This is a genomic window from Dyella sp. (assembly GCF_035685805.1).
Classification (GTDB): Bacteria; Pseudomonadota; Gammaproteobacteria; order Xanthomonadales; family Rhodanobacteraceae; genus Dyella_A.
Map to the genome: position 1 here is coordinate 21,815 of NZ_DASSAB010000033.1, position 25,686 is coordinate 47,500.

The 25,686-nt window shown below is 65.7% G+C and carries 22 protein-coding genes, 2 tRNA genes and 1 pseudogene; 12 read left to right on the forward strand and 13 right to left on the reverse strand.

What is annotated here, in order from left to right; translation table 11 throughout:
- Nucleotides 1-43 precede the first annotated feature (43 nt).
- The 4 genes from VFG40_RS07765 to VFG40_RS07780 all read right to left on the reverse strand — a co-directional run bounded on the left by VFG40_RS07765 (nt 44) and on the right by VFG40_RS07780 (nt 4,105).
- Nucleotides 44-484: a DUF3301 domain-containing protein gene (locus VFG40_RS07765; protein WP_324896644.1), complete on the reverse strand. Its 441-nt coding sequence runs from the start codon at nt 482-484 to the stop codon at nt 44-46.
- Between the two features lie 96 nt (nt 485-580).
- On the reverse strand, nt 581-1,438 hold the full coding sequence (gene nadC / locus VFG40_RS07770; protein ID WP_324896646.1) for a carboxylating nicotinate-nucleotide diphosphorylase: 858 nt from the start codon (nt 1,436-1,438) through the stop codon (nt 581-583).
- Entirely contained in the window at nt 1,435-3,723 is a 2,289-nt protein-coding gene (locus VFG40_RS07775) for a DUF1631 domain-containing protein (RefSeq protein ID WP_324896647.1), read from the reverse strand. Before VFG40_RS07775 ends, nadC begins: the two co-directional genes overlap by 4 nt.
- 112 nt (nt 3,724-3,835) lie before the next feature.
- Nucleotides 3,836-4,105, reverse strand: a complete 270-nt coding sequence (locus tag VFG40_RS07780) for a Trm112 family protein (protein WP_324896649.1) — start codon at nt 4,103-4,105, stop codon at nt 3,836-3,838.
- Between the two features lie 63 nt (nt 4,106-4,168).
- Here VFG40_RS07780 and purE point away from each other — a divergent pair, with 63 nt between their 5' ends.
- Complete coding sequence (purE, locus tag VFG40_RS07785; RefSeq protein WP_324896651.1) at nt 4,169-4,672, forward strand: 5-(carboxyamino)imidazole ribonucleotide mutase; 504 nt, start codon at nt 4,169-4,171, stop codon at nt 4,670-4,672.
- A complete protein-coding gene (locus VFG40_RS07790; protein WP_324896654.1) occupies nt 4,669-5,823 on the forward strand; it encodes a 5-(carboxyamino)imidazole ribonucleotide synthase in 1,155 nt (384 codons plus the stop codon). Before purE ends, VFG40_RS07790 begins: the two co-directional genes overlap by 4 nt.
- Before the next feature lie 113 nt (nt 5,824-5,936).
- Here VFG40_RS07790 and sodB read toward each other — a convergent pair whose 3' ends face one another.
- Nucleotides 5,937-6,515 (reverse strand): superoxide dismutase [Fe], encoded by a 579-nt coding sequence (gene sodB, locus VFG40_RS07795; protein WP_324896656.1) that lies wholly within the window; start codon nt 6,513-6,515, stop codon nt 5,937-5,939.
- A 118-nt stretch (nt 6,516-6,633) separates the two neighbouring features.
- On the opposite strand from sodB, the gene grxD reads away from it, so the two are divergent.
- From grxD to VFG40_RS07830, 7 genes are all read left to right on the forward strand, one after another.
- Nucleotides 6,634-6,960: a Grx4 family monothiol glutaredoxin gene (gene grxD / locus VFG40_RS07800; RefSeq protein WP_324896720.1), complete on the forward strand. Its 327-nt coding sequence runs from the start codon at nt 6,634-6,636 to the stop codon at nt 6,958-6,960.
- Between the two features lie 8 nt (nt 6,961-6,968).
- Entirely contained in the window at nt 6,969-7,715 is a 747-nt protein-coding gene (locus tag VFG40_RS07805; protein ID WP_414649267.1) for an SDR family NAD(P)-dependent oxidoreductase, read from the forward strand.
- Between the two features lie 78 nt (nt 7,716-7,793).
- Nucleotides 7,794-8,393, forward strand: coding sequence for a YhgN family NAAT transporter (locus tag VFG40_RS07810; protein ID WP_324896660.1), 600 nt, complete (start codon nt 7,794-7,796; stop codon nt 8,391-8,393).
- 97 nt (nt 8,394-8,490) lie between these two features.
- On the forward strand, nt 8,491-10,203 hold the full coding sequence (olsF, locus tag VFG40_RS07815; RefSeq protein ID WP_324896662.1) for a bifunctional ornithine lipid synthase OlsF: 1,713 nt from the start codon (nt 8,491-8,493) through the stop codon (nt 10,201-10,203).
- 276 nt (nt 10,204-10,479) lie between these two features.
- On the forward strand, nt 10,480-13,779 hold the full coding sequence (locus VFG40_RS07820; RefSeq protein ID WP_324896664.1) for a TonB-dependent receptor: 3,300 nt from the start codon (nt 10,480-10,482) through the stop codon (nt 13,777-13,779).
- Between the two features lie 152 nt (nt 13,780-13,931).
- Nucleotides 13,932-15,332 (forward strand): nucleotide 5'-monophosphate nucleosidase PpnN, encoded by a 1,401-nt coding sequence (gene ppnN / locus VFG40_RS07825; protein WP_324896666.1) that lies wholly within the window; start codon nt 13,932-13,934, stop codon nt 15,330-15,332.
- Between the two features lie 63 nt (nt 15,333-15,395).
- Nucleotides 15,396-15,472 (forward strand) — tRNA-Asn (locus tag VFG40_RS07830).
- Nucleotides 15,473-15,530: 58 nt separating this feature from the next.
- Here VFG40_RS07830 and VFG40_RS07835 read toward each other — a convergent pair.
- The gene (locus tag VFG40_RS07835) at nt 15,531-16,097 is read right to left on the reverse strand and encodes a GspH/FimT family pseudopilin (RefSeq protein WP_324896668.1); all 567 of its coding nucleotides are present in this window, start codon (nt 16,095-16,097) and stop codon (nt 15,531-15,533) included.
- Between the two features lie 151 nt (nt 16,098-16,248).
- Between VFG40_RS07835 and uvrB the strand changes: the two genes are divergently transcribed.
- Nucleotides 16,249-18,279, forward strand: a complete 2,031-nt coding sequence (gene uvrB, locus VFG40_RS07840) for an excinuclease ABC subunit UvrB (protein WP_324896670.1) — start codon at nt 16,249-16,251, stop codon at nt 18,277-18,279.
- Nucleotides 18,280-18,356: 77 nt separating this feature from the next.
- Nucleotides 18,357-18,431: transfer RNA gene (locus tag VFG40_RS07845), tRNA-Val, on the forward strand.
- 101 nt (nt 18,432-18,532) lie between these two features.
- Here VFG40_RS07845 and VFG40_RS07850 read toward each other — a convergent pair.
- The 5 genes and pseudogenes from VFG40_RS07850 to VFG40_RS07865 all read right to left on the reverse strand — a co-directional run bounded on the left by VFG40_RS07850 (nt 18,533) and on the right by VFG40_RS07865 (nt 22,894).
- Nucleotides 18,533-18,916 carry a response regulator gene (locus tag VFG40_RS07850; RefSeq protein WP_324896672.1) on the reverse strand — a complete coding sequence of 128 codons (384 nt, stop codon included), beginning with the start codon at nt 18,914-18,916 and terminating at the stop codon, nt 18,533-18,535.
- Complete coding sequence (locus VFG40_RS17830) at nt 18,916-19,683, reverse strand: sensor histidine kinase (protein ID WP_414649269.1); 768 nt, start codon at nt 19,681-19,683, stop codon at nt 18,916-18,918. Before VFG40_RS17830 ends, VFG40_RS07850 begins: the two co-directional genes overlap by 1 nt.
- 393 nt (nt 19,684-20,076) lie before the next feature.
- Nucleotides 20,077-20,340: pseudogene (locus tag VFG40_RS17835) on the reverse strand (CHASE sensor domain-containing protein); the annotation flags it as partial.
- Between the two features lie 50 nt (nt 20,341-20,390).
- Nucleotides 20,391-20,921 (reverse strand): TOL_0243 family YfiR-like periplasmic protein, encoded by a 531-nt coding sequence (locus VFG40_RS07860; RefSeq protein ID WP_324896676.1) that lies wholly within the window; start codon nt 20,919-20,921, stop codon nt 20,391-20,393.
- A gap of 92 nt (nt 20,922-21,013) precedes the next feature.
- The gene (locus VFG40_RS07865; protein WP_324896678.1) at nt 21,014-22,894 is read right to left on the reverse strand and encodes a TOL_0244 family TonB-dependent receptor; all 1,881 of its coding nucleotides are present in this window, start codon (nt 22,892-22,894) and stop codon (nt 21,014-21,016) included.
- Between the two features lie 377 nt (nt 22,895-23,271).
- On the opposite strand from VFG40_RS07865, the gene VFG40_RS07870 reads away from it, so the two are divergent.
- The gene (locus VFG40_RS07870) at nt 23,272-23,721 is read left to right on the forward strand and encodes a CopD family protein (protein WP_324896680.1); all 450 of its coding nucleotides are present in this window, start codon (nt 23,272-23,274) and stop codon (nt 23,719-23,721) included.
- A 450-nt stretch (nt 23,722-24,171) separates the two neighbouring features.
- Here VFG40_RS07870 and VFG40_RS07875 read toward each other — a convergent pair whose 3' ends face one another.
- Both VFG40_RS07875 and VFG40_RS07880 read right to left on the reverse strand, forming a co-directional pair.
- Nucleotides 24,172-24,477, reverse strand: a complete 306-nt coding sequence (locus VFG40_RS07875) for a hypothetical protein (protein ID WP_324896682.1) — start codon at nt 24,475-24,477, stop codon at nt 24,172-24,174.
- 172 nt (nt 24,478-24,649) lie between these two features.
- The gene (locus tag VFG40_RS07880) at nt 24,650-25,657 is read right to left on the reverse strand and encodes an NAD-dependent epimerase (protein ID WP_324896684.1); all 1,008 of its coding nucleotides are present in this window, start codon (nt 25,655-25,657) and stop codon (nt 24,650-24,652) included.
- Between the last annotated feature and the right edge of the window lie 29 nt (nt 25,658-25,686).

A 25,686-nucleotide genomic window follows, 5' to 3' on the forward strand; every position in this document is an offset into this window, starting at 1 on the left:
AGGCGCGTACGCATGGAACTCGCTGCACCGCGTACTGCGCTTTTCAGTCGCCTCGCTGCTCCAGGCGCGGGCGCGGGCGGAGCGGCACCACGTTGTCGGGAGCGGTCAAGCGGGCTTCCGGTTCGGCCGCTTCTTTCGGGCCGTCTGGGGCGGATACCGCCCCCACCGTGTTGAACCAGCGGCTCGTCGGCAGCTGCACTTCCGTGACTCGTCCCGCGGCCATCCAGAGCCGGCCATGGCTGCGGTCGTCTCCGGCCACGCTGACATCGAAGCCGTAGCAACGCTCCAGCAGGCGCTGGCCGTCGATGCGGCGCAAGCGCAAGGCGCGCATGCCTACCGTTTCGTCCAGCAGCTGAAGCTCGTGACGCTCGCACAGGCGGCGCACCTCCAGCACGGCTACCTCTCGCGCCCGGGCAAGCTGGAGCCATGTCACCACGATGCCGCCGAGGCAGACAAGAAGCATGAGGTCGTGCAGATTGCCCATCTCCGCAGTGTGTGTGCCGCCGGGCGGCTCCGCAAGGCCAGGCGCCGCGAGCGTGCAGCGCGGGGACCGGTGCGGGGATGAAGTTCGCTGGCGCCGCTAGTGCAACCGCAGGCGCAGCGAAAGATCGACCGCCCTGACGTGCTTGGTCAGCGCGCCCACCGACACGAAGTCGACGCCACTGGCGGCGATCTCGCCGATGCGGTCCAGGTCGACGTTGCCGGATACTTCCAGCGACGCCCGGCCATTGGCGATCCGCACCGCTTCCCGCATCGAAGCCGGGTCGAAGTTGTCGATCATGATGCGATCAGCGCCGGCATCCAGCGCCTGTCGCAGCTCATCGAGCGTTTCCACCTCGACTTCCAGCGGGAGATCCGGATGAATGCGGCGGCCGTTACCCACCGCCAGCGCAATGCTGCCAGCGGCGATGATGTGGTTTTCCTTGATCAGGATGCCGTCGTGCAGGCCGATGCGGTGGTTGACGCCGCCGCCGCAACGCACCGCGTACTTCTGCGCCAGTCTCAGGCCCGGAATGGTCTTGCGGGTATCGAGCAGCCGCGTCCGCGAGCCGGCGAGCGCAGCCACGAACCCGGCAGTGACCGTGGCGGTGCCGGAGAGCAGCTGCAGGAAATTGAGCGCCGAACGCTCCGCGGTGACCAGCGCACGTGCGTTGCCTCGCAACCGGCATAGCGTGCTGTCGGCCGGGACGCGATCACCGTCGACGGCGTTCCACTCGATGCTTACCTCGGCGTCCAGCGACCTGAAACATGCGTCGAACCAGGCGCTGCCAGCCAGTACCGCGGGCTCGCGACAGACCAATACCGCCTCGGCCGAGGCATCGGCCGGTAGCAGGTCGGCCGTTGCGTCTCCGGAACCGAGATCTTCGGCCAGGGCTCGTTCGACATCCTGCTGGATCAGTTCGGCGGCAGGGCGGGCGAAACGGTTCTCCGACGTCATTCGTGCTCTGCGTTATCGGCGGCGGGTTGGCTGAGCCGGCCCACGATGGCATCCATGGCGCGGTCGAAGAATGCGTTGGAGGCCAGCAGTCGGGCGGTTCCGTCGGCAAAGGACGCAGCCAGCTCCGGCGGTGAATAATCGCCCACCTTCAGACCGCGCCGGTTGACGAACAGGTAGCGTCCGCTCATCGGGCTGATCCACGACAGCTTCGCCCGTTCAACCGCACCTTCGGCCGGACAGAACTCGACCCAGACGCCCGGCTTCATCGCGCCCACCGTTGCCATCTGCTCGCGTACCTCCGGCGGCAGGATCGCGAGCGACTCCTCGGCCTCCAGCTCCACCGCTGGGGCGGGCTCGGGTACCGACTCGACGATCGACTGCACGCTCTCCGGAATGGCGGGCGGGGCCTGGATCGGGCTCGCGTCGGCGGGCGCCGCGGGGGCTTCACCCAACTGCTGGCGGTAGTAAGCCTGCAGCTGGGTCAGCAGCCGCTCGACGTCGTCCTCCTGGAACGCGACGTTCGCCAGGCCGCGGCGCAGCGCGCGCTCGATACCGGGCAACATCTGCCGCAGCGTGGCGCGACCTTCTTCGTCTCCGGCCAGCCGGGTGCTGGCAATCAGCTCGTTCACGAAGCGCAGACCATCGGCGAATTCCGGCGAGCCATCGCCTTGGCGCAACAGGATCAGTACCAGGTAGTTCGCCCAGGCGCGCGCGAGCACGCCATGGATCAGTGGCGGCAGCGGCTTGCCATCGATGCGGTCGAGGATTTCGCGAGCGGCGCGACGGCGGGCCTGCTCCAGCTTCTCGCGGCCGCGAGTGGACTCTGCCACGCGCTGCTCGGCCAGCTCCGCGCGCTTGCGGGTCAGTTCCTGGAACTCCTGCAGATCAACGGCCAGGCGCTCGAAAATGCCCATGTCGTCATCGAAGTCGTGCAGCAGCTGCTCGACGATGGACTTCACCTTGTCGTGCAGGCGACGATCCTTGTCGGACTCTTCCGACCAGCCCTTGGCAACGTCCGCCAGGCTGTCCAGCAGCCGGCGTGCCGGATGCTGGCGGTGAGCGAACAGCCGCCGGTCCAGGATTGCCGCCTTGAGATAGGGAATCTGCAGCCGGGCCAGCATGACCTGCATCTGCGCGGGCAGGTTGCGGTCCTCGAGGATGAACTCGAACAACATGCTGACCAGGTCGATGGTGTCTTCATCGATGGATGACACGTGGTGCGGACGCTCGCCGCGCAGGGAGCCGATCTGGTTGAACAATTGCTCCTTGAGCTGGGCCACCTCATGCGCGATGTCGGCGCCGGAGGCGTCCCCGTAGTTCGGCAGCGAGCCGTCGGTTGCGATCTGGCTCTGCAGCACGCTCAACGCACCGAGCAGCTCATTGGCTGTGGGAATCGTCTGCGGCCCCGGTGCCGCGCCGCCACCGAGGCTGCCGTTCGGCTGGCCGCGGCGAGCGCTGAACAACGCGTGCAGCGTATGGAGCAGGTTGCCGGCGTCCTCGGCCGCGCCATCGATGCCTGTCCCGTCGGCCGCGTCGCTACCGGCCGGGCCGCGGCTGGCGGCCCCGCGCGCGGCCGTGCCGCGGGCAATCTCGCGCCGCAGCTGCGGCAGCACGCCGGCACGCACGAGTTCGACGTTCAACTCCTGGTACAACTCTTCCAGTCCGGAGAGGACATAGCGGTCAAACAGCTTGTAGATGATCAGCTTGACGCGCATGTCGGCCGCCAGCTCCCGCATCGCCTGCCGGAACGTCTGGGTAAGCACGCCCGGCCCGACCGGGTTGTTCGCGTCGTCCACCTTGATGCCGCCGCAGATCACGCCCAGGCGCTGGTTTACCGCGAACAGCTCGCGGGTCAGGCGCGCCTCGTTCTTGCTGATCATGCTGGTGATCGCCAGCGACTCTTCCAGTTCGTTGTCGGCCACCAGGCTGAGCTCGACCCCGCCGGTCGTGACGGGCGGGGCTTCGGCGGACGCGGCGCGCCGGTTGGCAGCAAAATCGGACAAGCCGCGACTGAACTGGGCCAGATAGCTGCGCTCCACGGCAGGGCGGCGCTTGCGCACCTCGCGCATGCCGTCGAAATAGTGCATCTGCGCCGCGTTGTTCTCGGCCTTTTCCGCGAGATCGAACAGCGCGTCATCAACGTGCTCGAACATGTTGCCCAGCAGCTTCTGCAGCTTGCGGCTGGCGGTGTCGCGAACCGCGTGCAACAAGTCGCCCAGCCGCTCTGGCGAGTCGCTGCGCTGGCTGAGACTGACGATCTTGGTTGGTTCGATGGCGTCTTTCATCGCCGTCCCCCGAGGCGTTGCCGCATGGACAACAGCGGCCACTGCGGCCGCACGAGTCCCAACAATAAGCCCAGTTTGATTACCGTGTCATGCGCTGGGCAGCAGTTTTTCGTCAACCGGCGGGAAAATCGGCCAGCTGGGTGGTGCCGATGCCTTCTTCAGGCAGCATGACCGGAATGCCGTCTTCGACCCGGTACAGCACCTTGCGGTCGGTCGTGACGAGCGCTTCGTCGATGCGGGCCGTCACCGGGGCGTGCCCCACGTTTTGCAGATCACCGGCCGCGATGGCGCGGTTCAGCGCATCCAGCTCCGCGCGGGTCGCCGGCCTCACCGGCGTCTTGCTGACCGGACAGCAGAGAATGTCGAGCAGGCGCTTGTCCATGAGGCTTGAGGGTGTCTGCGCTGGGGAAAGCCCCTACAATAATTGTTTTTGGACGCGCCAGCCATGTCGAAAGCCGCACTGCAGCCACGCGTGGGCGTGGTCATGGGTTCCCGCTCGGACTGGGAGACGATGCAGCACGCGGTCGAGTTGCTCGACCAGCTCGGGGTGCCGCACGAGGTGCAGGTGGTCTCGGCGCACCGCACGCCGGACCTGCTTTTCCGCTACGCCGAACAGGCTGCCGGGCGCGGCATCCAGGTGATCATTGCCGGCGCCGGCGGCGCCGCCCATCTGCCGGGCATGCTGGCGGCCAAGACTCGCCTGCCGGTGCTTGGCGTGCCGGTGCAGTCGCGTGCGCTCAATGGCATGGATTCGCTGCTGTCGATTGCGCAGATGCCAGCCGGCATCCCGGTCGGGACGCTCGCGATCGGCCGCGCTGGCGCGGTGAATGCCGCACTGCTTGCCGGGGCGATCCTGGCGCTGCAGGACGACAAGCTGGCCGGTGCGCTCGACGCTTTCCGAGCGCGGCAGACGCAGGCCGTGCTCGACCAGCCGGACCCGCGCGCATGAGCGGGCAAGACCGGGCCGTTCTCGGGATCCTCGGCGGCGGTCAGCTGGCACGCATGCTCGCGCTTGCTGCTGCGCCGCTGGGCGTACGCTGCGTGGTCGTGGATGGGGCTGCCGACGCCTGCGCGGGGCAGGTGGCGGCACTCACCGTGGCGGCCTGGGACGACAAGCCGGCGTTGGCCGCTTTCGCTTCCACGGTCGATGTGGCGACCTTCGATTTCGAGAACGTGCCGGCGCAGACCGCTCATCGACTGGCCGAGCAGCTGCCGGTTTTCCCCAATCCGTCCGCATTGGCGGTCGCGCAGGACCGGCTCACCGAAAAGACCCTGTTCCGCGAGTGCGGGTTGGCAACTCCCGAGTTCGTGCCGGTCGACACCCGCGAAGAACTGCAGCGGGCGCTGGCGATCACGGGGGTACCGGCGATCCTCAAGACGCGCCGGCTCGGCTATGACGGCAAGGGGCAGTTCCGCCTGCACTCGCTCGCGGACGCCGATGCGGCCTGGATGGCACTGGGGGCGCAGGCGTCGGCGCACGGGCTGATTCTCGAGGCATTCGTCCCGTTCGAGCGGGAGCTCTCGGTGCTGGCGGTGCGCGGTCGCGACGGCGAGTTCCGGACCTGGCCGCTGACCCGCAACTGGCATACCGACGGGGTGCTGAGCCTCAGCTTGGCCCCGGCGCCCGACATCGATGCGCTGCAGCCCCGGGCCACGGCGCTGGCAAAGACGCTGGCCGAGCGGCTGGACTACGTGGGCGTGTTCGCGCTGGAGCTGTTCGTCAAGGACGGGCAGTTGCTGGGCAACGAGATGGCCCCGCGGGTGCACAACTCCGGCCACTGGACGATCGAGGGCTCGCACACCAGTCAGTTCGAGAACCATGTGCGGGCCGTGCTGGGCCTGCCGCTCGGCGACACCGGCGCGCGCGGGCTGTCGGTGATGTTCAACTGGATTGGTGAGCTTCCGGCAAAGGAGCCGCTGTTGCGGGCGGTGGATGGGCACTGGCACGACTACGGCAAAGAGGCGCGCCCCGGCCGCAAGGTTGGGCATGCCACCCTGTGCGCACCCGACGCCACGACGTTGGCCGATCGCGTGGCCGCGGTCGCGCAGGCACTGGGTCGGCAGGAGCAGGCCCGGCCGCTGCTGGACTTGCTGAGCTGATTCTGCGGGGACTTGCGAACAAAAAACGGAGCCGTCACCGGCTCCGTTTTTTTATTCAGGCTTTTACCGACGGCGTCAGAGGCGAGCGCGCTCGCGATGCCGCCGTCTCGTGATCACGCCAGGTTCTGCGCCGCAAAATCCCAGTTGACCAGGTGCCAGAAAGCTTCCAGGTACTTCGGGCGGGCGTTGCGATAATCGATGTAATAGGCGTGTTCCCACACGTCGGCCGTGAACAGCGGCTTGTCGCTACCGGTGATCGGAGTGGCCGCGTTGGAGGTATTGACGATGCCGAGCGAGCCGTCCGGGCGCTGCACCAGCCAGGTCCAGCCCGAACCGAAGTTGCCGGCGGCAGATTTGCTGAACTCCTCCTTGAACTTGTCCACCGAGCCAAACGCCTTGCTGATCGCGTCGGCCAGCTTGCCGGTAGGCTCGCCACCGCCGTTGGGCTTCATCGAGTTCCAGTAGAAGGTGTGGTTCCACACCTGGGCGGAATTGTTGAACACGCCGCCGGAGGACTTCTTGACGATCTCCTCGAGCGGGGCATCCTCGAATTCGGTGCCCTTGATGAGATTGTTGAGATTGGTCACATAGGCCTGGTGATGCTTGCCATAGTGGTATTCCAGCGTCTCGGCAGAGATATGCGGTTCGAGTGCATTCTTTTCATAGGGCAGGGCAGGCAGTTCGATCGCCATGACTTTGGCTCCTTGACGGTGGCTAGAAGGGGAAAGGGCAGGCCGCGCATGCGCGGCGGCCGGAGAGCGGCTGATACACTAGCGGCTTGACTGCATTGTAGTGATGAAACCCCCAGTTATGGACGTCAACGAGCGAATCAAGGCGGTGCTCGCCGAACACGCCATGGTGCTTTTCATGAAAGGCACGCCGCGCTTTCCCATGTGCGGGTTTTCCAGCCGAGCGGTCCACGCGCTCGAAGCGGCGGGGGCATCGTTCCACGCGGTCAACGTGCTGGCCGATCCGGAGATGCGGGCGGCCCTTCCGCACTATGCCAACTGGCCGACGTTTCCCCAGTTCTACATCCAGGGCGAACTGATCGGCGGGTGCGACATCATGGAAGACCTGCACGCCGCCGGCGAACTGCAGCGCATGGCCTCGGACGTACTCGGGGCAGTGCACGAATGAGCCTGCCGATGATCAAGCGGCCGGCGCATGCGCCGGCCGATGCGCTCGCCGAGCGCGTGGTGCTGGTGACGGGCGCCTACGGTGGCCTTGGCTCTGCGGTCGCCCACGCCGCTGCGCATGCCGGCGCGACCGTGATCCTTGCCGGGCGCCGCAAGCGCCAGCTGGAGCAGTTGTACGACGAGATGGTCCGGCAGCAGCTGCCCGAGCCGGTGATCCATCCGCTGGACCTGGAGGCCGCGACGCCTGCGGATTACGAGGCGCTTGCCGACGCGATCGAGCGCGATCTGGGTCGGCTCGACGGCATCGTCCATGCCGCCGTGAGCTTTACTGGATTAACGCCGCTTGCGATGCACAAGCCGGACCACTTCCTGCGCGCGATGCACGTGAACGTATCCGCTCCGTTCGCACTTACCCAGGCCTGCCTGCCGCTGCTCGCAGGCGCTGCAGACAGTGCGGTGGTGTTCGTGCATGACGATCCCGATCTCGTGGCCCGTGCGCACTGGGGTGGCTATGGTGCGTCGAAAGCGGCGCTGGAACGCATGGCGGAAATCCTGCATCACGAGAATGATCGCGGCAGTGTGCGTGTCCACGGCGTGCTGCCGGCGCCAATGCGCACGGCGCTGCGGCGGGAAGCGTATTTCGGCGAGGACACGCTGATGCATCCGCTGCCCGATGTGACTGCCGAGGCGGTGGTCTATCTGCTCAGCGCCGAGGGCGCGGGTGCGCGCGGTGCCGTACTCGATCTGCGCGCCTGATCGCGCCGGCGAATTGGTCGAAGCCGACTCCCTCACTTACACGGCAATACGCACAGGGGTTGTTCTATGGAAACGCAGATGACCACGTTGTCGGCGGGAATCCTGCTGTTTCTCATCATGGACCCGCTGGGCAACATCCCGTTCTTCCTCAGCCTGCTCAAGGACGTTCCACCGCGTCGACGCCGGCTGGTCATGGTGCGCGAGCTGCTGATCGCGCTCGGGGTGCTGCTGGTGTTCCTGGTGGGCGGGCAGGTGATTCTCAAGGCCCTGCAGTTGCGCCAGGAGTCGATCAGCATCGCAGGCGGCATCGTGTTGTTTCTCATCGGCATCCGCATGGTGTTTCCGCCCGCGGATGGTGGCGGGATCTTCGGCAAGCCCGGCGAGGGCGAGCCATTCATCGTGCCGATGGCGATTCCCGGCGTGGCGGGTCCTTCCGCGATGGCCGCGCTGTTGCTGCTCACCAATACCCAGCCGGGCCGCACCGCCGATTGGGCGATGGCGCTGGTGCTGGCGTGGCTGGCGACGTCGTTGATCCTGCTCAGCTCCACCTACCTTTTCCGTTGGCTCGGCGAAAGCGTGCTCACTGCACTGGAGCGGGTGATGGGCATGTTGCTGATCGCGCTCTCGGTGCAGATGTTCCTCGGCGGCATCGCGGCGTACCTGCACCTGGCTGTTTGAAACGGCGATCGCAACGATTTGTCGTCGCGACTGCTCCAGGGCATCAAGCGACTGTCATAATTGGCCGCCAGCATGGGCAGAGCCCCAGGAGATGGTCATGCTCAGCATCGACAAAAGCCTCATTGAGCGTATGCCTTGGCTTGCCCAGCATCCGCGGATCCGCCGCCCCGTTGCGGGCGTGCTGGGCCGACTGGCCGATGAGGCAGGCTTCAATCGCGTGCTGCGCGCGGTTGGTGATGTCGAGGGGTTCGACTTCGTCGAGCGCACGCTGGAGGTGCTCGGCGCCAGCTACCGGATCAACCCGCGCGAACGCGAGAACATCCCGGTCGACGGTCCGTTGCTGGTGGTCGCAAACCATCCGCTGGGCATGGTCGATGCGCTCGCGCTGCTGCATCTGATCGGTTCGGTCAGGCCGGACGTGCGCATTCTGGGCAATGACTGGCTGGCGCTGATCGAGCCACTGCGTCGCCTGCTGCTGCCGGTGGATGTCTTCGGCAAGGGCGCGGCTTCCAAACTGCGCAACATCTATCGGGCGCTGGACAATGGCGAGGCGCTGATCGTGTTCCCCGCCGGCGAGGTATCGCGTCTGGGACCCGGCGGTCTGCGCGACGGTGTCTGGTCCGACGGATTTGCCCGGCTGGCGCTGCGCAGCAAGGCACCGGTGCTGCCGGTGCACATGGCGGCACGCAACTCGGCGATGTTCTACGGCCTGTCGATGCTGGCCAAGCCCTTGTCCACCGCCATGCTGCCGCGCGAAGCGGTAGCGCCGACGCGCCAGCGCATCGGCTTCAGTGTCGGTGCGCTGGTCAGTGCCGAAGAACTCGCCCAGCGTAGCGGCGACGACCCGGCGCAGGCCGCCAAGCTCATGCGCCGGCACGTTTACCGTGTTGGCCGACATCGCGGCCTGGTGTTCGGCGGCCAGGCGCCGCTGGCCCATCCGGAACCCGCCGAACGGGTGGTCGCAGGTCTTGCCGCCGACGCGGAGAAGCTGGCCGAGCTGGCTGATGGCAAGCAGGTGATGCTGTTCAAGGGTGCTGCCGACAGCCCCGTGCTGCGCGAGATCGGGCGCCTGCGTGAGCTGACCTTCCGCAAGGTCGGCGAAGGCACGGGAGCGCGCCGCGATCTGGATGTCTACGACAGCTACTACGAGCATCTGGTCCTGTGGGATCCGAAGGCGCTGCGCATTGTGGGCTCGTACCGCTTCGGCCACGGCGGTCGCATCATCGCCGAGCGGGGCCTGGCCTCGCTCTATACCGCCAGCCTGTTCAATTATTCGCCGGCACTGGAGTCCCGCCTCGCGCAGGGACTGGAGCTTGGCCGCAGCTTCATCGCCCCTGCGTACTGGAAGTCGCGTGCGCTCGACCAGCTCTGGCAGGGGATCGGCCTGTACCTGCAGCGTCATCCGGAGCTTCGTTACCTGTTCGGCCCGGTGAGCATGTCGGTGAACCTTCCGCGCGAGGCACGGGAGTGGATCGCCGCAGCGCACCAGCATTACTTCGGTGCGCCGGGATTGGCCTCTGCCCGGCAGCCGTTCGTGATTTCGCGAGACGTGATCGAGTTGGTCCGTGCCGCGCTCGCCGGGCTCGAGCCCAGCGCGGGCCTGGGCAAGTTGAAACATCATCTGGATGCGCTCGGCGTGAGCCTGCCAGTGCTCTATCGCCAGTACGTGGATCTGGTCGAGCCACAAGGGGTGCAGTTCCTGGATTTCGGTGAGGACCCCGGTTTCTCCGGTTGCGTCGACGGACTGGTGATGCTGGATCTGGCAAACCTCAAGCCGGCCAAGCGAGCGCGCTATCTGGGCAAGTCGTGACTGGGGCCTGGCGCCGCGTGAAAACGCCTCACCCGCTCGATGGCCGTGCCGGTGGAGCTGAAGTGAAACCGTTACAAAAGTGTCATACACTATCGTTAAAGTCGGTTTAACAATTAGTTGGCAGGTGGGTGGACCACCGCGAGCTGCTCGTCCGACACACGCGTCACACCAAAACCGGGGAACGCACCTTCCACTGCCGCCTGGCATCCGCTGGGCCGTGAGCCGTTTGCGTTCCTGAAACCGATTTCCGTTGCGAACCCAAGGGTCGATACCGTAATGAACAGTCGAATTCGCTCCAAAGTCCTGCCGTTTGCCATCGCCTCGTTGCTGGCCGTGTCGGCACCTGCGATGGCGCAGGACACCTCCTCGTCGATCAGTGGCCGTGTGCTTGATGCCAGTGGCCAGCCGGTGGCAAATGCCACGGTTCAGATCGTGCACGAGCCGTCGGGCACCACCAAGGTGGTTACCACTGACGCCAGCGGTCGCTACGTGGCGCAGGGCCTGCGCGTGGGCGGCCCGTTCGACGTCAAGGTCAGCAAGGACGGCACCGAAGCCGACCAGGACAACGTCTACCTGCAGCTCGGCCAGGAGTCGGCGATCAACATCACGATGAGCCCGGCCAGCGCCCAGCAGGCAACCGAGCTCGGCGGCGTCACCGTGTCCGCCAGCGCTCTGGCGCAGACCTTCAGCCCCGACAACAAGGGCCTGTCGACCAACGTGTCGGCGCGCGAGATCGAAGCCATGCCGACGCCGGATCGCTCGATCCAGAACATTGTCCGACTCGATCCGCGCATCGTCGTCACCGACCGCGCCGCCGGTTCGTTTTCGGCCGTCGGCCAGAACAGCCGCTACAACAACATCACGGTGGATTCGGTCAGCGCGAACGACCCCTTCGGCCTGAACGCGAACGGCCTGCCGACCCTGGCTACCCCGATCTCGCAGGACACGATCGAGGAATACAACATTTCCACCGCCAACTATGACGTTGCTACCCGCCGCGGCGTGGGCGCGATCGTCAATGCGGTGACCAAGAGCGGCACCAACGATTTCCACGGTTCTGTCTACTACGTGTTCCAGAACCAGAACATGATTGGCAAGAACGAGGACGACGCGAAGTTCAACGGTTTCGATCGTCAGTGGACCGGTGGCGCAACGGTCGGTGGTCCGATCGTCAAGGACAAGCTGTTCTTCTTCCTCTCGGCGGAAAAGAGCAAGCAGATCGGTGCGGGCAGTTCGTATGGTCCGGAAGGCACCGGTGCCAGCGTTACCGTGAAGGGTCTGACCCCGGAGCAGGTGGAGCAGGTGCGCGATATCGCCGCCCAGTACGGCATCACCAACATCGGCACGTACGGCGGTGGCAGCACCGACCTCGAAGACAAGCGCTATCTCGGCAAGATCGACTGGAACATCACCGACAACCACCGCGCCAGCTTCACCTACAGCCGGACCAACGAGAGCAAGCCGACCATCCCCGGCAGCAGCTCCAAGCTGGTGCTCTCCAGCGGCTGGTACAACTCCGAGACCAAGAACACCAGCTACGCGCTGCATTTCTACGATGACTGGTCGGAGAACTTCTCCACCGATACCACCATCTCGTACGCCAAGTTCCACAAGGGCAGCAGCCCGGTGACCGGCGGCGATCTGCCCGATATCACGGTCTACCCGCTGACCTACAGGGATTCCGCGGTCGAGTTCGGCACCAACTACTCGTACCAGGCCAACGTGCTGGACGTGAAGACGCTGAATGCAGCGTGGGCGGGCACCTATTACGCAGGTGACCACACCCTCAAGGGCGGCTTCGACTACGAGCGCGACACCACCTACAACCTGTTCCTGCAGAACTACTTCGGCAGCTACACGTTCGAGGGCTCTGACGACATCAACCCGGCTACCGGTGAGAAGTACACCGGGCTGGAGAATTTCGCGCGTGGCTCGTACTACCAGTACCGCTACAACCGTCCGACCAGCGGCAACCTGGATGACGTTGCTGCGAACTTCGAGCTGAAGCAGTGGGGCGTGTTCCTGCAGGACACCTGGCAGGTCACCAACAATTTGTCGGTGCAGTACGGCGTGCGTGTCGACATTCCGCTGGTGAGCGACAAGCCGCAGTACAACCCGGCGTTCGCTGCGGCTCCGGGGGTTGATCCGGTGACGGGCAAGGCAACCGGCGGCTTCGGGCGCACCAACCAGACCACCATCAACGGCAACCGTGTGGTGCAGCCGCGCATGTCGTTCAACTACGCCTTCGACACCGAGCTGCTGACCCAGTTGCGCGGTGGTGCCGGCCTGTTCATCTCCAACCCGCCGGGCGTGTGGATCGGCAACATCTATTCCAACTCGGGCGCCACCCAGACGCAGTACAACTGTGGTCCGACCCAGAACGGTTGCAGCGATGATCTGCCTGCTTTCAGCCCGGATGCGCACAACCAGAACGACGGTCAGGCCGGCTCCGGCCAGCAGACCGTCAACACGATCGAGCCGGGCTTCCGCCTGCCGAGCGTGTGGAAGTTCAGCCTGGGCTTCGACAAGGAACTGCCGTGGTGGGGCCTGATCGCCACCGCCGACTACGAGCACATCAAGGTCCGCGACGCGATCTGGTACCAGAACCTGAACCTGGGCGCGCCCACCGGCGTGCTGCCGGACGGTCGCTTCAGCTACGCCCAGGACCCGACTGTCGACCCGCGTTCGACGACATCGCGCTATCTGGCGAACCCGGCGTTCTCCGATTCCATGGTCAACCTTGCCAACACCAGCCGCGGCAGTGCCGACAGCCTCGCGCTGTCGTTGAAGAAGCCGTTCTCGACCGATTGGTCGGGCATGGTCGGCTTCACCTGGAGCCGTTCGACCGAGGTCAACCCGGGAACCAGCAGCGTGGCGCGCTCCAACTACGTCAACAACTACGTGGTCAACCCGAACGAGAACGTCGCCAGCCCGTCCAATTCGTCGATCCCGCGTCGCGTGATTGCCGGCCTGAACTGGCAGCACCGCTTCTTCGGCAACTACGCAACCAGCGCCAGCATCTTCTATGACGGGCACAGCGCTTCGCCGTACAGCTGGACGTTCGGCAACGACGCCAATGGCGATGGGTTCACCAACGACCTGGTCTACATCCCCAACCAGGGCGATGTGGTCTTCAAGAACGGCACCGACGAGAAGCTCATCCAGCAGTTCTACAGCTTCATCAGCAAGAACGATTACCTGAAGAACCATCAGGGCGGCGCGGCCGGCCGCAACGGTGACCGCGCGGGCTGGCTGAACCAGATCGACCTGAGCTTCAGCCAGGAGATCCCGGGCATCTTCAAAGGGAACAAGGGCCAGATCAAGCTCGACGTCTACAACTTCACCAACCTGCTGAACAAGCACTGGGGCATCGAGAAGCGCGCCAACTTCCCTGGTTACCGGGCGCTGGCCGATTTCTACGGCACCCAGGATGGCAAGTACGTCTACGACATCACGGGCAGCCGTTACCTCGATGACAACGGCAACTACAGCCCGGAGCAGGTGCCTACCTCGACCTATCCGAGCGATCTCGCCCAGCGCTGGGCCGTGCAGCTCACCGTGCGGTACACCTTCTGATCCTCTGATCGGATCTTGCTGCAACTCAGCCGGCGCCCGCGAGGGCGCCGGTTTTTTATTGCCTTGACCGTGACATGAGTGCGGGGGATGCTTGGCGGTCCGCCACGGCGCTGCATGAGGCAGTGGGCCGTCAGCGGCAGGAGAGTTTGCGGATGAACGAGATTCACGCCGGCGCCGCCGGCAAGGCAACCACCGTCAGCGCGCGCATTTCGCCCGCCGGTGGCCTGGACATTCTTTCGCGCAACGAAGTGGCGCGGCTGCGCGATGCCAGCGGTTCGGGCATGCACGCCCTGTTGCGCCGCTGTGCGCTGGCGGTGCTGACCTCGGGCAGCATGAGCGACGACCCGCGTTCGATGTTCGAGCTGTACCCGCACTTCGATATCCAGGTGCTGCAGCAGGATCGCGGCATCAAGATCGAGCTGACCCACGCGCCGGCGCAGGCGTTCGTCGACGGCCAGATCATCCGTGGCATCAACGAGCTGCTGGTGGCGGTGGTGCGCGACATCGTCTACGTGTCGACCCAGCTGGAGCAGGGCGGTTTCGACCTCGACGACACCGTGGGTCTCACCCATGCGGTGTTCGAGATCCTGCGCAACGCGCGCATCCTCAAGCCGCAGATCGACCCGAACCTGGTGGTGTGCTGGGGTGGTCACTCGATCTCGCGCGACGAGTACGAATACACCAAGCAGGTCGGCTACCAGCTCGGCCTGCGCGGCATGGACATCTGCACGGGCTGCGGCCCGGGCGCCATGAAGGGCCCGATGAAGGGTGCCACCATCGCCCACGCCAAGCAGCGTCGGCGCAACAACCGTTACATCGGCATCACCGAGCCGGGCATCATCGCGGCCGAGTCGCCGAACCCGATCGTCAACCAGCTGGTGATCATGCCGGACATCGAGAAGCGCCTGGAGGCGTTCGTGCGGATGGGGCACGGCATCATCGTGTTCCCCGGTGGCGTGGGCACGGCGGAGGAAATCCTCTATCTGCTCGGCATCCTTCTTCACCCGGACAACGCAGGCGTGCCGTTCCCGCTAATCTTTACCGGGCCGCGTCAGTCCGCCGCGTATTTCGAGCAGATCGATCGCTTCCTGCGGCTGACGCTGGGCGAGGATGTGGCCCAGCATTACCAGATCATCGTGGACGATCCGGCGGCGGTGGCTCGGGCGATGGTCAAGGGCGTGGACAAGGTGCGCAACCATCGCCTGGACAACAAGGATGCGTTCTTCTTCAACTGGGCGCTGAGCATTCCCTTTGCCTTCCAGATGCCGTTCCGTCCCACCCATGAGGCGATGCGGGCGCTGGCCATTCATCGGGATCGGCCGCGGCACGAACTGGCCGCCGACCTGCGTCGGGCGTTCTCGGGCATCGTCGCCGGCAATGTGAAGGAAGAGGGCGTACGGGCCATCGAGCAGCACGGCCCGTTCGATATCGACGGCGAGGCAGACATCATGCGTTCGCTGGACGAACTGCTGCAGGCATTTGTTTCGCAGCACCGCATGAAGCTGCCTGGCGGCACGGCCTATGAACCTTGCTATCGCGTGCGTTCGGCCTGAGCGTTGATGAGGCTGGCCGTGTCTTGACAGCCCGTTCCTCCCTCGACAAACTACGCAGCTCCCGCCCGAATAGCTCAGCTGGTTAGAGCACTTGACTGTTAATCAGGGGGTCGTTGGTTCGAGTCCAACTTCGGGCGCCACATGCAACAAAAAAGCCGGCAGAGATGCCGGCTTTTTTGTTTGGCGCGAGGCAATGGTTCATCCGGCCCCACGGCACGCAGCTGCCTGCGGCCCTGACGCCGGGGCGCCGCGGATACGCCCGGCGTTGGACACCACCACATTCAGTGGCGGCTGGCGGTTGTCCGGGGAGCACAGCGTGATGGTGAGGTTGCTTCCTGGCGCGGTGCCGTCGGCGTGAAACCGCACCCGGTAGCGGCCGGTGCCACTGCGCACGACGACGTGCTTCGCCATCGATGAGCCTGCATACAATGGCCGGCCATCCGGCTGGCCATCGGCATCGCGGTCTTCGCCGACCAGCCAGCCGCCGCTCCAGACGTTGCTCCCGTTGCATTGTTGCCCGTCGTCGGTGGGGCAGAATACGGTGGTAACGCCGCGGGTGACGGCGGTGAGGCGTGCATGGTTGAGACCGGCGATGAAGTCGGTCTGCATCGACTGCAGGCGGCTGCGCGCCATCAAGCCGCCCAGCGAGGGCGCGGCGATGCTGGCGACGATGGCGACCACCGCCAGCGCCATGATCTGCTCGATGAGGGTCACGCCTGCCTGGGCGCGGTGACCACGGTAACGGTGTCCTTTCCCGTCTTGCATGCCTTTGCTCCTGCGAGGGCGCTTTTGATCGTAGGCGCCCTCCGGCCTCGCCTGCAGTGGACGCAGGCAGCTCGCGCGCGTGGGTGGCTGCTGACACGCCCTGTCAGCAGCTGCGATTTAAAATGCGGGTCCGCGCCCGCATGTAACCGCCATGACCGATCGCTTCGAACTCGTCTCTCCCTATCAGCCTGCCGGCGACCAGCCACAGGCCATCAAGCGCCTCAGCGAGGGCTTCGAGGCCGGTCTGGCGGCACAGACGCTGCTCGGCGTGACCGGCTCGGGCAAGACCTACACCATCGCCAACGTGATCCAGCAGGTGCAGCGGCCGACCATCGTGATGGCGCCGAACAAGACGCTCGCGGCGCAGCTGTATGGCGAGTTCAAGGAGTTTTTCCCGCACAACGCGGTGGAGTATTTCGTCAGTTACTACGACTACTACCAGCCCGAGGCCTATGTGGTGGCCTCCGACACGTTCATCGAGAAGGATGCGTCGATCAACGAGCACATCGAGCAGATGCGCCTGGCTGCCACCAAGGCGCTGCTGTCGCGGCGGGATTCGATCATCGTTGCCACCGTATCGGCCATTTATGGCCTGGGCAATCCGGAAGACTATCTCTCGCTGCGGCTGATCCTGGCCAAGGGCGAGCGGATCGATCAGCGCCAGCTGATTCGCCAGCTGACCGAGCTGCAATACACCCGCAACGAGATGGAACTGCGCCGCGGCACCTACCGGGTGCGCGGCGAGATCATCGATGTCTTCCCGGCAGAGTCCGAAACCGAGGCGCTGCGCGTGGAGCTCTTCGATGGTGAGGTGGAGAACATGGCGCTGTTCGATCCGCTCACCGGCGAGGTGATCCGCAAGGTGCCCCGCTACACGGTCTACCCGCGCACGCACTACGCGTCGACCCGCGAGAGCGTGCTCAACGCGATCGAGACGGTGAAGGTCGAGCTGAAGGAGCGGCTGGACCAGCTGTACGCCAACAGCAAGCTGCTCGAAGCCCAGCGGCTGGATCAGCGCACCCGTTTCGACATCGAGATGATGGCCGAGGTGGGCTACTGCCAGGGTATCGAGAACTACTCGCGGCACCTCACGCGGCGGCTGCCTGGCGAGCCGCCACCGACGCTGTTCGACTACCTGCCGGCGGACGGCCTGCTGGTGGTGGACGAGTCCCACGTGACGGTCCCGCAGCTGGGGGCCATGTACAAGGGCGACCGGTCGCGCAAGGAGACGCTGGTGGAGTTCGGTTTCCGGCTGCCCTCGGCCATGGACAACCGCCCACTGCGCTTCGAGGAGTGGGAGCAGCGCGTGCCGCGGGCGATCTACGTCTCGGCCACGCCGCGCGACTACGAGCTGAAGAAGTCCGGCGATGCGGTGGTCGAACTGGTGGTGCGACCCACCGGCCTGGTCGATCCCGAGGTGGAGGTGCGCCCGGTGCGCACCCAGGTCGACGACCTGCTGAGCGAGGTCCACAAGCAGATCGCCAAGGGTGACCGCACGCTGGTGACCACATTGACCAAGCGCATGGCGGAGAATCTCACCGAGTACCTGTCCGAGCACGACGTGAAGGTGCGCTATCTGCACTCGGACATCGAGACCGTCGAGCGCAGCGAGATCATCCGCGACCTGCGACTGGGCGAGTTCGACGTGCTGGTGGGCATCAACCTGCTGCGCGAGGGGCTGGACATGCCCGAGGTTTCGCTGGTGGCGATCCTGGATGCCGACAAGGAGGGTTTCCTGCGATCCACCGGCTCGCTGATCCAGACGATCGGGCGCGCCGCGCGGAACGTGCGCGGCCGCGCCATTCTCTACGCCGACCAGATCACCGGCTCGATGCAGGCAGCGATGGAGGAGACCGCCCGGCGCCGTGAGAAACAGATCGCCTGGAACGCCTCGCAGGGCATCACGCCCCAGACGGTGGTGCGGCGGATCGCCGACATCATGGAAGGCGCCCGCAGTGATGCCGGCGCGCGCGGGCGCGGTGGCAAGCGTGGTGGCCGCGAGCGCGAGAAGGCGGTGGCGGAGGTGGGCGGCGATTACGCCGCAATGAGCCCCGCCCAGGCTTCGGCAGCGATCAAGAAGCTCGAGAGCCAGATGTACAAGCACGCCCAGAACCTCGAGTTCGAGGATGCCGCCCGCCTGCGCGACCAGATCGGAAAGCTGCGCGAGCAGGCGCTTCGCTGAGTGCGGGGGCGCGGGCTCTTGCCGGTGCGAAGGTCCTTGCGCCGCATTTTGCCCTTTGGCTATACTTCGCGGCTCTTGGGCGGTTAGCTCAGCGGTAGAGCACTACCTTGACATGGTAGGGGTCACAAGTTCGATCCTTGTACCGCCCACCAAGAGTTGAACAAAAGCCGGCGCAGTGCGCCGGCTTTTTTCATTCTCCCCTCGAGTCCAACGTGCCGCCCGGTGCACCCTTCCGCTGAACCGGCCTCGGCCGTTATGCACCGACGGCTGAGCGGAGGATTCGCAACAATTCTTCCAGCGGGAACGGCTTCTGCAGCACCCGGTATACCGCCGATTGCAGCGTCGCGGGCAACGGCGAGGGCGCGTAACCTGTCATCAGGATCACCTTCAGGCCCGGGTGGGCGGCGTTGCCCGCTTCGGCCACCGTATAGCCGTCCATGTCCGGCAGCTTGATATCGCTGAGCAGCAGATCGATCGGCGCATCGGACTGGAGCACCGCTAGTGCGGCGGCTCCGTGGGCCGCCTCGGTCACGAGAAAGCCGGCGTCGCGCAGGAGTTCCGAAAGAATCTCGCGCAGGAGGGCCTCGTCTTCGACCAGCAGGAGCCGGAACGGTGCCGCGGGAGTGGGGGGTGGCATCACGCTTCCTCGCTGATGAGGTCGACAGTGTCTCGCGGCAGCACGATGTGCAGGGTGGTGCCGTGGCCTGCCTGGCTTTCGATCCAGATCACGCCGTGGGACTGCTCGACGTAGCCCAGGATGGTGCTCAGCCCCAGGCCCGAACCCTGGCCGACCGGTTTGGTGGTGAAAAACGGATCGAACGCCTTGCGGCGCACGTCATCGCTCATGCCCGTGCCGGTGTCGGTCACCTGCAGGTGCACGTGATCACCGGCGGGAACCTCGTTGACCCGCCGACCGGTATCCACGGTGATGTCTTCTGTTCGCAGGGTGATGCGCCCGCCGCTGGGCATCGCGTCGCGGGCATTGATGATCAGGTTCAGGATCGCGTTTTCCATCTGGTTGGCGTCGCAGAACACGCTCCAGCGGGATTGAAGCTGGAAGTCGATACTCACGTTCGAGCCCAGCGAGTGGCCGAGCAAGGGCTGGATGCCGCGGATCAGGTCGTCCAGGTTGAGCCGTTTCGGCGACAAGGGCTGTTTGCGCGCGAAGCTCAGAAGCCGCTGGACCAGGCCGGCAGCACGATCGATCGCCTCGTGGGCCATGTCCAGGTAACGGCTTAGCTGGAGGTCGCGGCTCCCGCGAGCGACTACAACAGGCGCCTCTCCTCCAGGCGCCGGCGGTTCGTCATGCCCGGCCGCCAGCGTCTCGTGGAACGGGCGCTCAATCGTTGCGGGACTCTGCTGCAGGCGCTGCTCGAGCCGGGTGAGGCTGCCGCGGATGATCATCAGCAGGTTGTTGAAATCGTGCGCGACACCACCGGAGAGTTGGCCGATGGCTTCCATCTTCTGGCTTTGCCGAAGGGCCTCTTCGGTCCGCGCGCGTTGCTCCATCTCGGCGCTGAGGCGGGTGTAGGCGTCGGCCAACTCGGTGGCGCGCTCGCCCAGCGCGGCGTTGGCGCGCGCGAGCGCGCGCTGGGCCACAGCCAACGCGGTCAGCATCAGCGCCGCCATGAGTGTCAGCAGCAGGACACCGCTGTAGCGCGTCGCTTGCGCGAGCAGTGATTCGCGGGTGCTGCGCAGGTAGACGAAGCCCACGAGCGTACTGCCTTGTCGGGCCGTCACCTCCACCAGGCCCGCCTCGGGCCGAAGCGTTTCGCGGCCGATAAGCGCAGGGTCGATGGGCAGCGTTCCCGGCCGATGGAACCCGGCCACCCGCCGGTGCGCCTGGTCGTAGACCGCCGCAGCCTCGAGTCGGGAGTCGAGCTCCAATGCGTTGACGTATTCCTGGGCGGTTGCGCGGTCATTGAACGCGATCGCAGCGGTCACGCTGGCTGCCAGGATATTCGCCTGTACGGTCAACCGATGACCGCGCTCGATCCGGTTCGCGTGGTACTGGTAAGCCGTGGTGAGGGCGCCGGCTGCCAACAGCATCAAGGTGGCCATGACCGCCACCACGGGCCTGGACACCAGCGGCTGCCTGGTGCTCCCGGCGGTCACGAGTCGCTCCTGGCCGCCATCGAAAGTTCCATCAGCTTGGCGCTGATCGCCAGCTGGTGGCGGGAAGCGGCCTCAGCATCGATCCGAAATCGCACCCGCCCGTCGCTCAGCACGAAATGCACGATCGATCCCGGCGCGTCGATATCGGAGTCGGTCACGGTGAGCACGGGCTTGCCGCTGACTGCTGCGAGGATCTGCTCCACGCGCTGGCGGGACGCCTGTCCGATGAACAGGATCTGGCAGCCGTCCGCCTTGCTCGCGGTGTCCAGTTCACGCACCTCGAACGGGTGTGTTCCATACGTCTGGCTGGCCACGGCGGTTTGCAGGTAGCCGTGGAACGGATCGTCGCCGATCACGCAGATCACGAAAGGTGCCTGCGGCGTGGGCAGGGTTCCGCCGGGCCAGTCGACAAACGGCGCCAGCTTGTACAGATAGGTGGCCTTGACTGCGTATTCCAGCGAAAGCGAAGGCGGGGCGGGCTGCGCGGGCGCAGCAACGCAAGCCAGAGCCATCAGCAGGGCAAGCATGGCCGGTATGCCGCGGCGCCGGCCAAGGCGCAAGGCAGCACGCCGGGCCAGCGCCACGCGCCCCGGAGCCGTGGTCCTGTGGCCATGCGTCCTCATTTGAGTTTCAGACGCAGGTCGATCGAGAGGCTGCGGCCGATGCGATCGCCGGACACGCGCTCCTGATGCCAGTCGTGCAGCAGGTTGGTGCCGATCAGCGCGACATCCAGTGTGTCGCTGGCCCGCCAGGCCAGCCGCGCATCGAGTTCCACATAGCCAGGCAGGTGGGGCTCGGGCAAGGCGGCGACTTCACGCACGTTGGCGTCCAGCATCCACCGATCGGAAAGATTCATGCTGGAGCGGATGAAACCGTAGTGGCGCGGATCGTTGCCGGCCTGGGAAACACCGAGCAAGCCGCTGGCGCCGCTCTTGAAATGGAACCGCTGGCGTTGCGCAGTGATGCCGGCGCTCAGTCGCCACCAGTCATTGACCTCATAACTGCCCCAGGCCTCCACCCCGTAACTGTGCCCGGCCATGCCATTTCCCCACAGCAGCGGCAGGCCGGCGGGAGAGAATTCGATGCTCTTGAGGTCGTCGTACGCGTGGTAGAAGCTCGCCAGCGACAGCGTCGCGCGGGTGGCGAACTGCATCCGCCAGCCGGCTTCGAAGGCGGTGAGTTTTTCGCGCCGGAAATGCGGGTTGCCGACCAGGAACGGCTGGGAACCGACCTGTTCGACAACGTCCTCGTCGAAAGGTGTTGGCGTACGCACGGCGCGCGAGGCGGCGGCCCACAGCGACTGCTGCCCGGTGGCGGCCCAGGACATTCGCACACTCGGCATCAGCGAGACGCCCGAGTACGGGTCGTTCTCCGCCTTCAGCCCCAGCGTCAACTGGGTGTGCGGCGACAGCGCAACCTGGTCCTGCACGAACGCATTCGCCAGGTTCTGCGTGTTGACGGCCGGGTCCCACAGAAGGGAGTTGGCGATGCCGATGCGCGGGATGATCTTGTAGTGGTAGATGCGGTCGCCGATGCCCCAGGTGAGCTTGTGCTTGCCGGCGACGGCAAGATCCTGCTGCAGTTCGATGTCGCCGGTGTCCAGGTAGAAGCCGCCACCGCTGGCATCGGCCCAGCGATGCACGTGGTCATAGTAGGCCTGCAACTGAATGCTGGAGGCCTCGCTGGCGCGCCGCCAGCGCACCAGCACGCTGCCCCCGGCGTTGCGCCGGTCCGTGGTGCCAGACTGCCCCTCGCGGCCTTGATGCAGGTAGCCCTGCGCCATCAGGGTGTCCGCCGGACCCAGCTCCCAGTCCAGCCGGGCGCCGGCCTGCTGCTGATGGCTGCCGTTGCGGGCGTCATTGACTGCCTGGTCGTCGAAAGCGTCCACGTGCAGGTCACGCGCATAGACCCGGTAATGGGCGCTGTCGCCAAGCGCGCCGCCGTACTGCACCGCCGCGCTGTGCTGCAGGTTGCCGACACTGGCGGTGATGACCGTGCCGGTAGTTGTCGCAGCATCGCGGGTAATGATGTTGATTACCCCGTTGACCGCGTTGGCGCCCCACAGCGCGCCGCCCGGGCCGCTGATGACCTCGATGCGCTCGACGTTCTCCGGCAGCACGTACTGGTCATCCCAGTACATGCCCGAGAAAATCGGCGAGTACACGCTGCGGCCATCGATCAGCACCAGCAGCTTGTTCGGGAAGTTCTGCGCCGCGTCACTGCCGCTGAGGCCTCGTGCAGCAATCACGTAGTCGCTCGGGCTAGTCCGGAACACCTCCAGGTTGGGCGCCAGCCGCAGGGCCTCGGGCAGGTTGCGTGCGCCGGAGCGGATGATGTCGTCATGGCTGATGACGTAGACCGACGAAGGTGCCGTGGCGAGCGGCTGCGGGCGCTTGGCAACCGAGGACACCAGCACATTCCCCAGGTCCTCGATGGACAGGCGGCTGAGATCCTGCGGCCCCACGTCTGCCATGGCCGGTTGCAGGCCCATGGCGAACATGGCCAGCAATGCGCCACGACGCCGCCCGCGCGGTGCGCAGCGGCCGCTGTTGCATTGATGAGTAAAGTTTGAGCAGCGCATGAATCTGGTTCCCCGAACCTGCACTCAGCGTTGTCCGCTCAGCAACCTGCCGGCAACTACCGTTGAGGTGGGTAGTACCCGCAAGCTACGAGCGACAAACCGGCACTATAAGGGAACCGCGGTGCAGCAATTCTGCGTCATGCGCTCAAAATTGGGCTGCGGCGTGCGTACCGCAGTCAGGCACAAATGGGCCGCCGGGTCGAGGCGGACCGGATTTTCTACTGGCACGCTGCCGCCGTGTTCGCTCCAGCACCGCAGCTGCGCCACAATGAGCAGTCTCTTCCTTGGGCCCCCGCATGACCTACCTCTGGATCAAGTCGTTTCATCTTCTGTTCGTGATCGCGTGGATGGCGACGGTGTTCTACCTGCCGCGCATCCTGGTGAACGTGGCCGAGGCGGGGGGCGATGCGGCGGTGCGTGCGCGGCTGCAGCTGATGGGGCGGCGGCTGTACAAGTTCGGCCACAATATGTTCGGCATCGCGTTCGCATTCGGACTCGTACTGTGGCAGGGCTGGCGGGTGTGGCCGGCGGCCCTGCCCAATGTCACTGCGGGGATGCACTGGATCGACGCCAAGCTGGGGCTGGTGGCGGTGTTGCTGGCCTATTTCATCGCATGCGGGCGGCTGCTCAAGGGCAGCGAGCAGGGGCGCACCTTGCCCTCATCCAGGGCGCTGCGCTGGCTGAACGAGTTGCCGGTACTGGTGTTGCTCGCGGTGATTTTCCTGGTGCTGGCCAAGCCGTTCTAGGTCTACGCAGCAAGACCTCGGGTCCGGGCGTTGCTGCCGCCATGAAGGCGGTAGCGCACGATGCGGGTGCTCGAGCACGACCGTCCGCTCGCCTTGCACCGAGCGATGCGTCGACCAGCCAGGCGTGGGCAGTGCCGGTTGGAGCAGGACGACCCCTCGCGGGATACCGTGGGTCTGCCGGCCATGCCGGCAAAGCCGAGTGCCGAGCGAACCATTTCGCACCGAGCCACCACAGCAACGCCCAGGCCGCAGCGGTGGTCCAGCCGGCGATCACGCCAGTCGGCCAGTGCACGACGAGATAGACCCGGCTGATACTCAAAAGGGCCGCAAGCGCGCAGGACGGGCTCATTCAGATAGATCTTCAGACCGGGCGTGGCGACGGTTTCGGCGAGCAGCGATTCCAGGTCAGGTAGACCATCGCGCGTCCGCTGCGAAAGCTGGCGGTGACCACTAGGTCACCGTGCGGAAACAGCTGCGGGCGGGGGCGATGGAAGCCCTGTTTGAGCAGGCGGGCGGCGAGCGCACCCCGGTGATGGCCTGCGCCACGAACGGCCCCGGGCCGTGCCGGCATGCGAGCAGCAGAAAGAGGATCACCGCCAGCACCAGCCACCCCAGCAGGGTCACGCTGCCCGGCGCGGCCATGTCGCGGGTGGCGTCCTGCGGCCACGCCGGCCCCGGCGGCGTCTCTGGATGGCCGGCCACCCGCATCGACAGCAGCATCAATTGGCCCAGGTGTCGGTTGTCGCCTTCGACCATTTCGCCGGCCGTCCCGATGAACACCCACAGTGCCCGGCGATCACCGCAAGCAGCGCCAGCAGTCGTGGTTCGATGCGTTGGGTGAGATGGCCCAGGGCGCTGCTCGGTCTGGGTGCTACTGCTGGTGGGTTTCCGAAGCACGTCGACCGGGCTGCGCAAATCGCCCCGGCGATCAGCTGCCGTGATAGGCGCGGTACCACTCCACGAAGCGCGCCACGCCCTCCTCGATGGGCGTGCCGGGACAGTAGCCGACGTCGCGGCGCAACGCCGATACGTCGGCCCAGGTGTCCGGGACGTCGCCCGGCTGCATCGGCAGCAAACGCTTTTCCACCGTGCGGCCCAGTGCCTGCTCCATCAGTTCGATGAAGCGCAGCAGTTGCACCGGCTGATCGTTGCCGATGTTGTAGACCCGATAGGGTGCCAGCGAGGTGCCGGCGTTCGGCTGCATCGGGTCGTATGCGGGATCGGGCGTGGCCGGGTGGTCGAGGGTGCGGATCACGCCCTCGACGATGTCGTCCACATAGGTGAAGTCGCGGCTGTGGTTGCCGAAGTTGAACACGTCGATCGGCTCGCCCCGGCTGATGCGGTCGGCGAACAGCATCGGCGACATGTCCGGCCGACCCCACGGACCGTACACCGTGAAAAATCGCAGCCCCGTCGTCGGCAGCCCGTAAAGATGGCTGTAGGTGTGGGCCATCAGCTCGTTCGCCTTCTTGGTGGCGGCGTAGAGGCTGACCGGATGATCCACCGCGTCTTCGACGGCGAACGGCAGCTTGCGGTTGGCGCCGTAGACCGAGCTGGACGAGGCGTAGACGAGATGCTCCACCGCGTGATGCCGGCATGCCTCCAGGATGTGGGTGAACCCGACCAGGTTGCTGCTCACGTAGGCGTGCGGATTCTTGAGCGAATAGCGCACGCCGGCCTGCGCCGCGAGGTTGACCACGCGCTGCGGCCGGAATCGGGAAAATGCGCTTTGCACGGCATCGGCATCGGCCAGGTCCGCACGCTGGTGGGTGTAAGCCGGATGCTGCGCGAACTGCGCCAGCCGGGCCTCTTTCAGTGCCGTGTCGTAGTAGTCGTTGTGATTGTCCAGACCCCACACTTCATCTCCGCGCGCCAGCAGCCGTTGCGCGAGCGCCGCCCCGATGAAGCCGGCGGTGCCGGTGACAAGAATACGCATGGCGTCGGTTCCCTGAGGCGAAGCGGCGA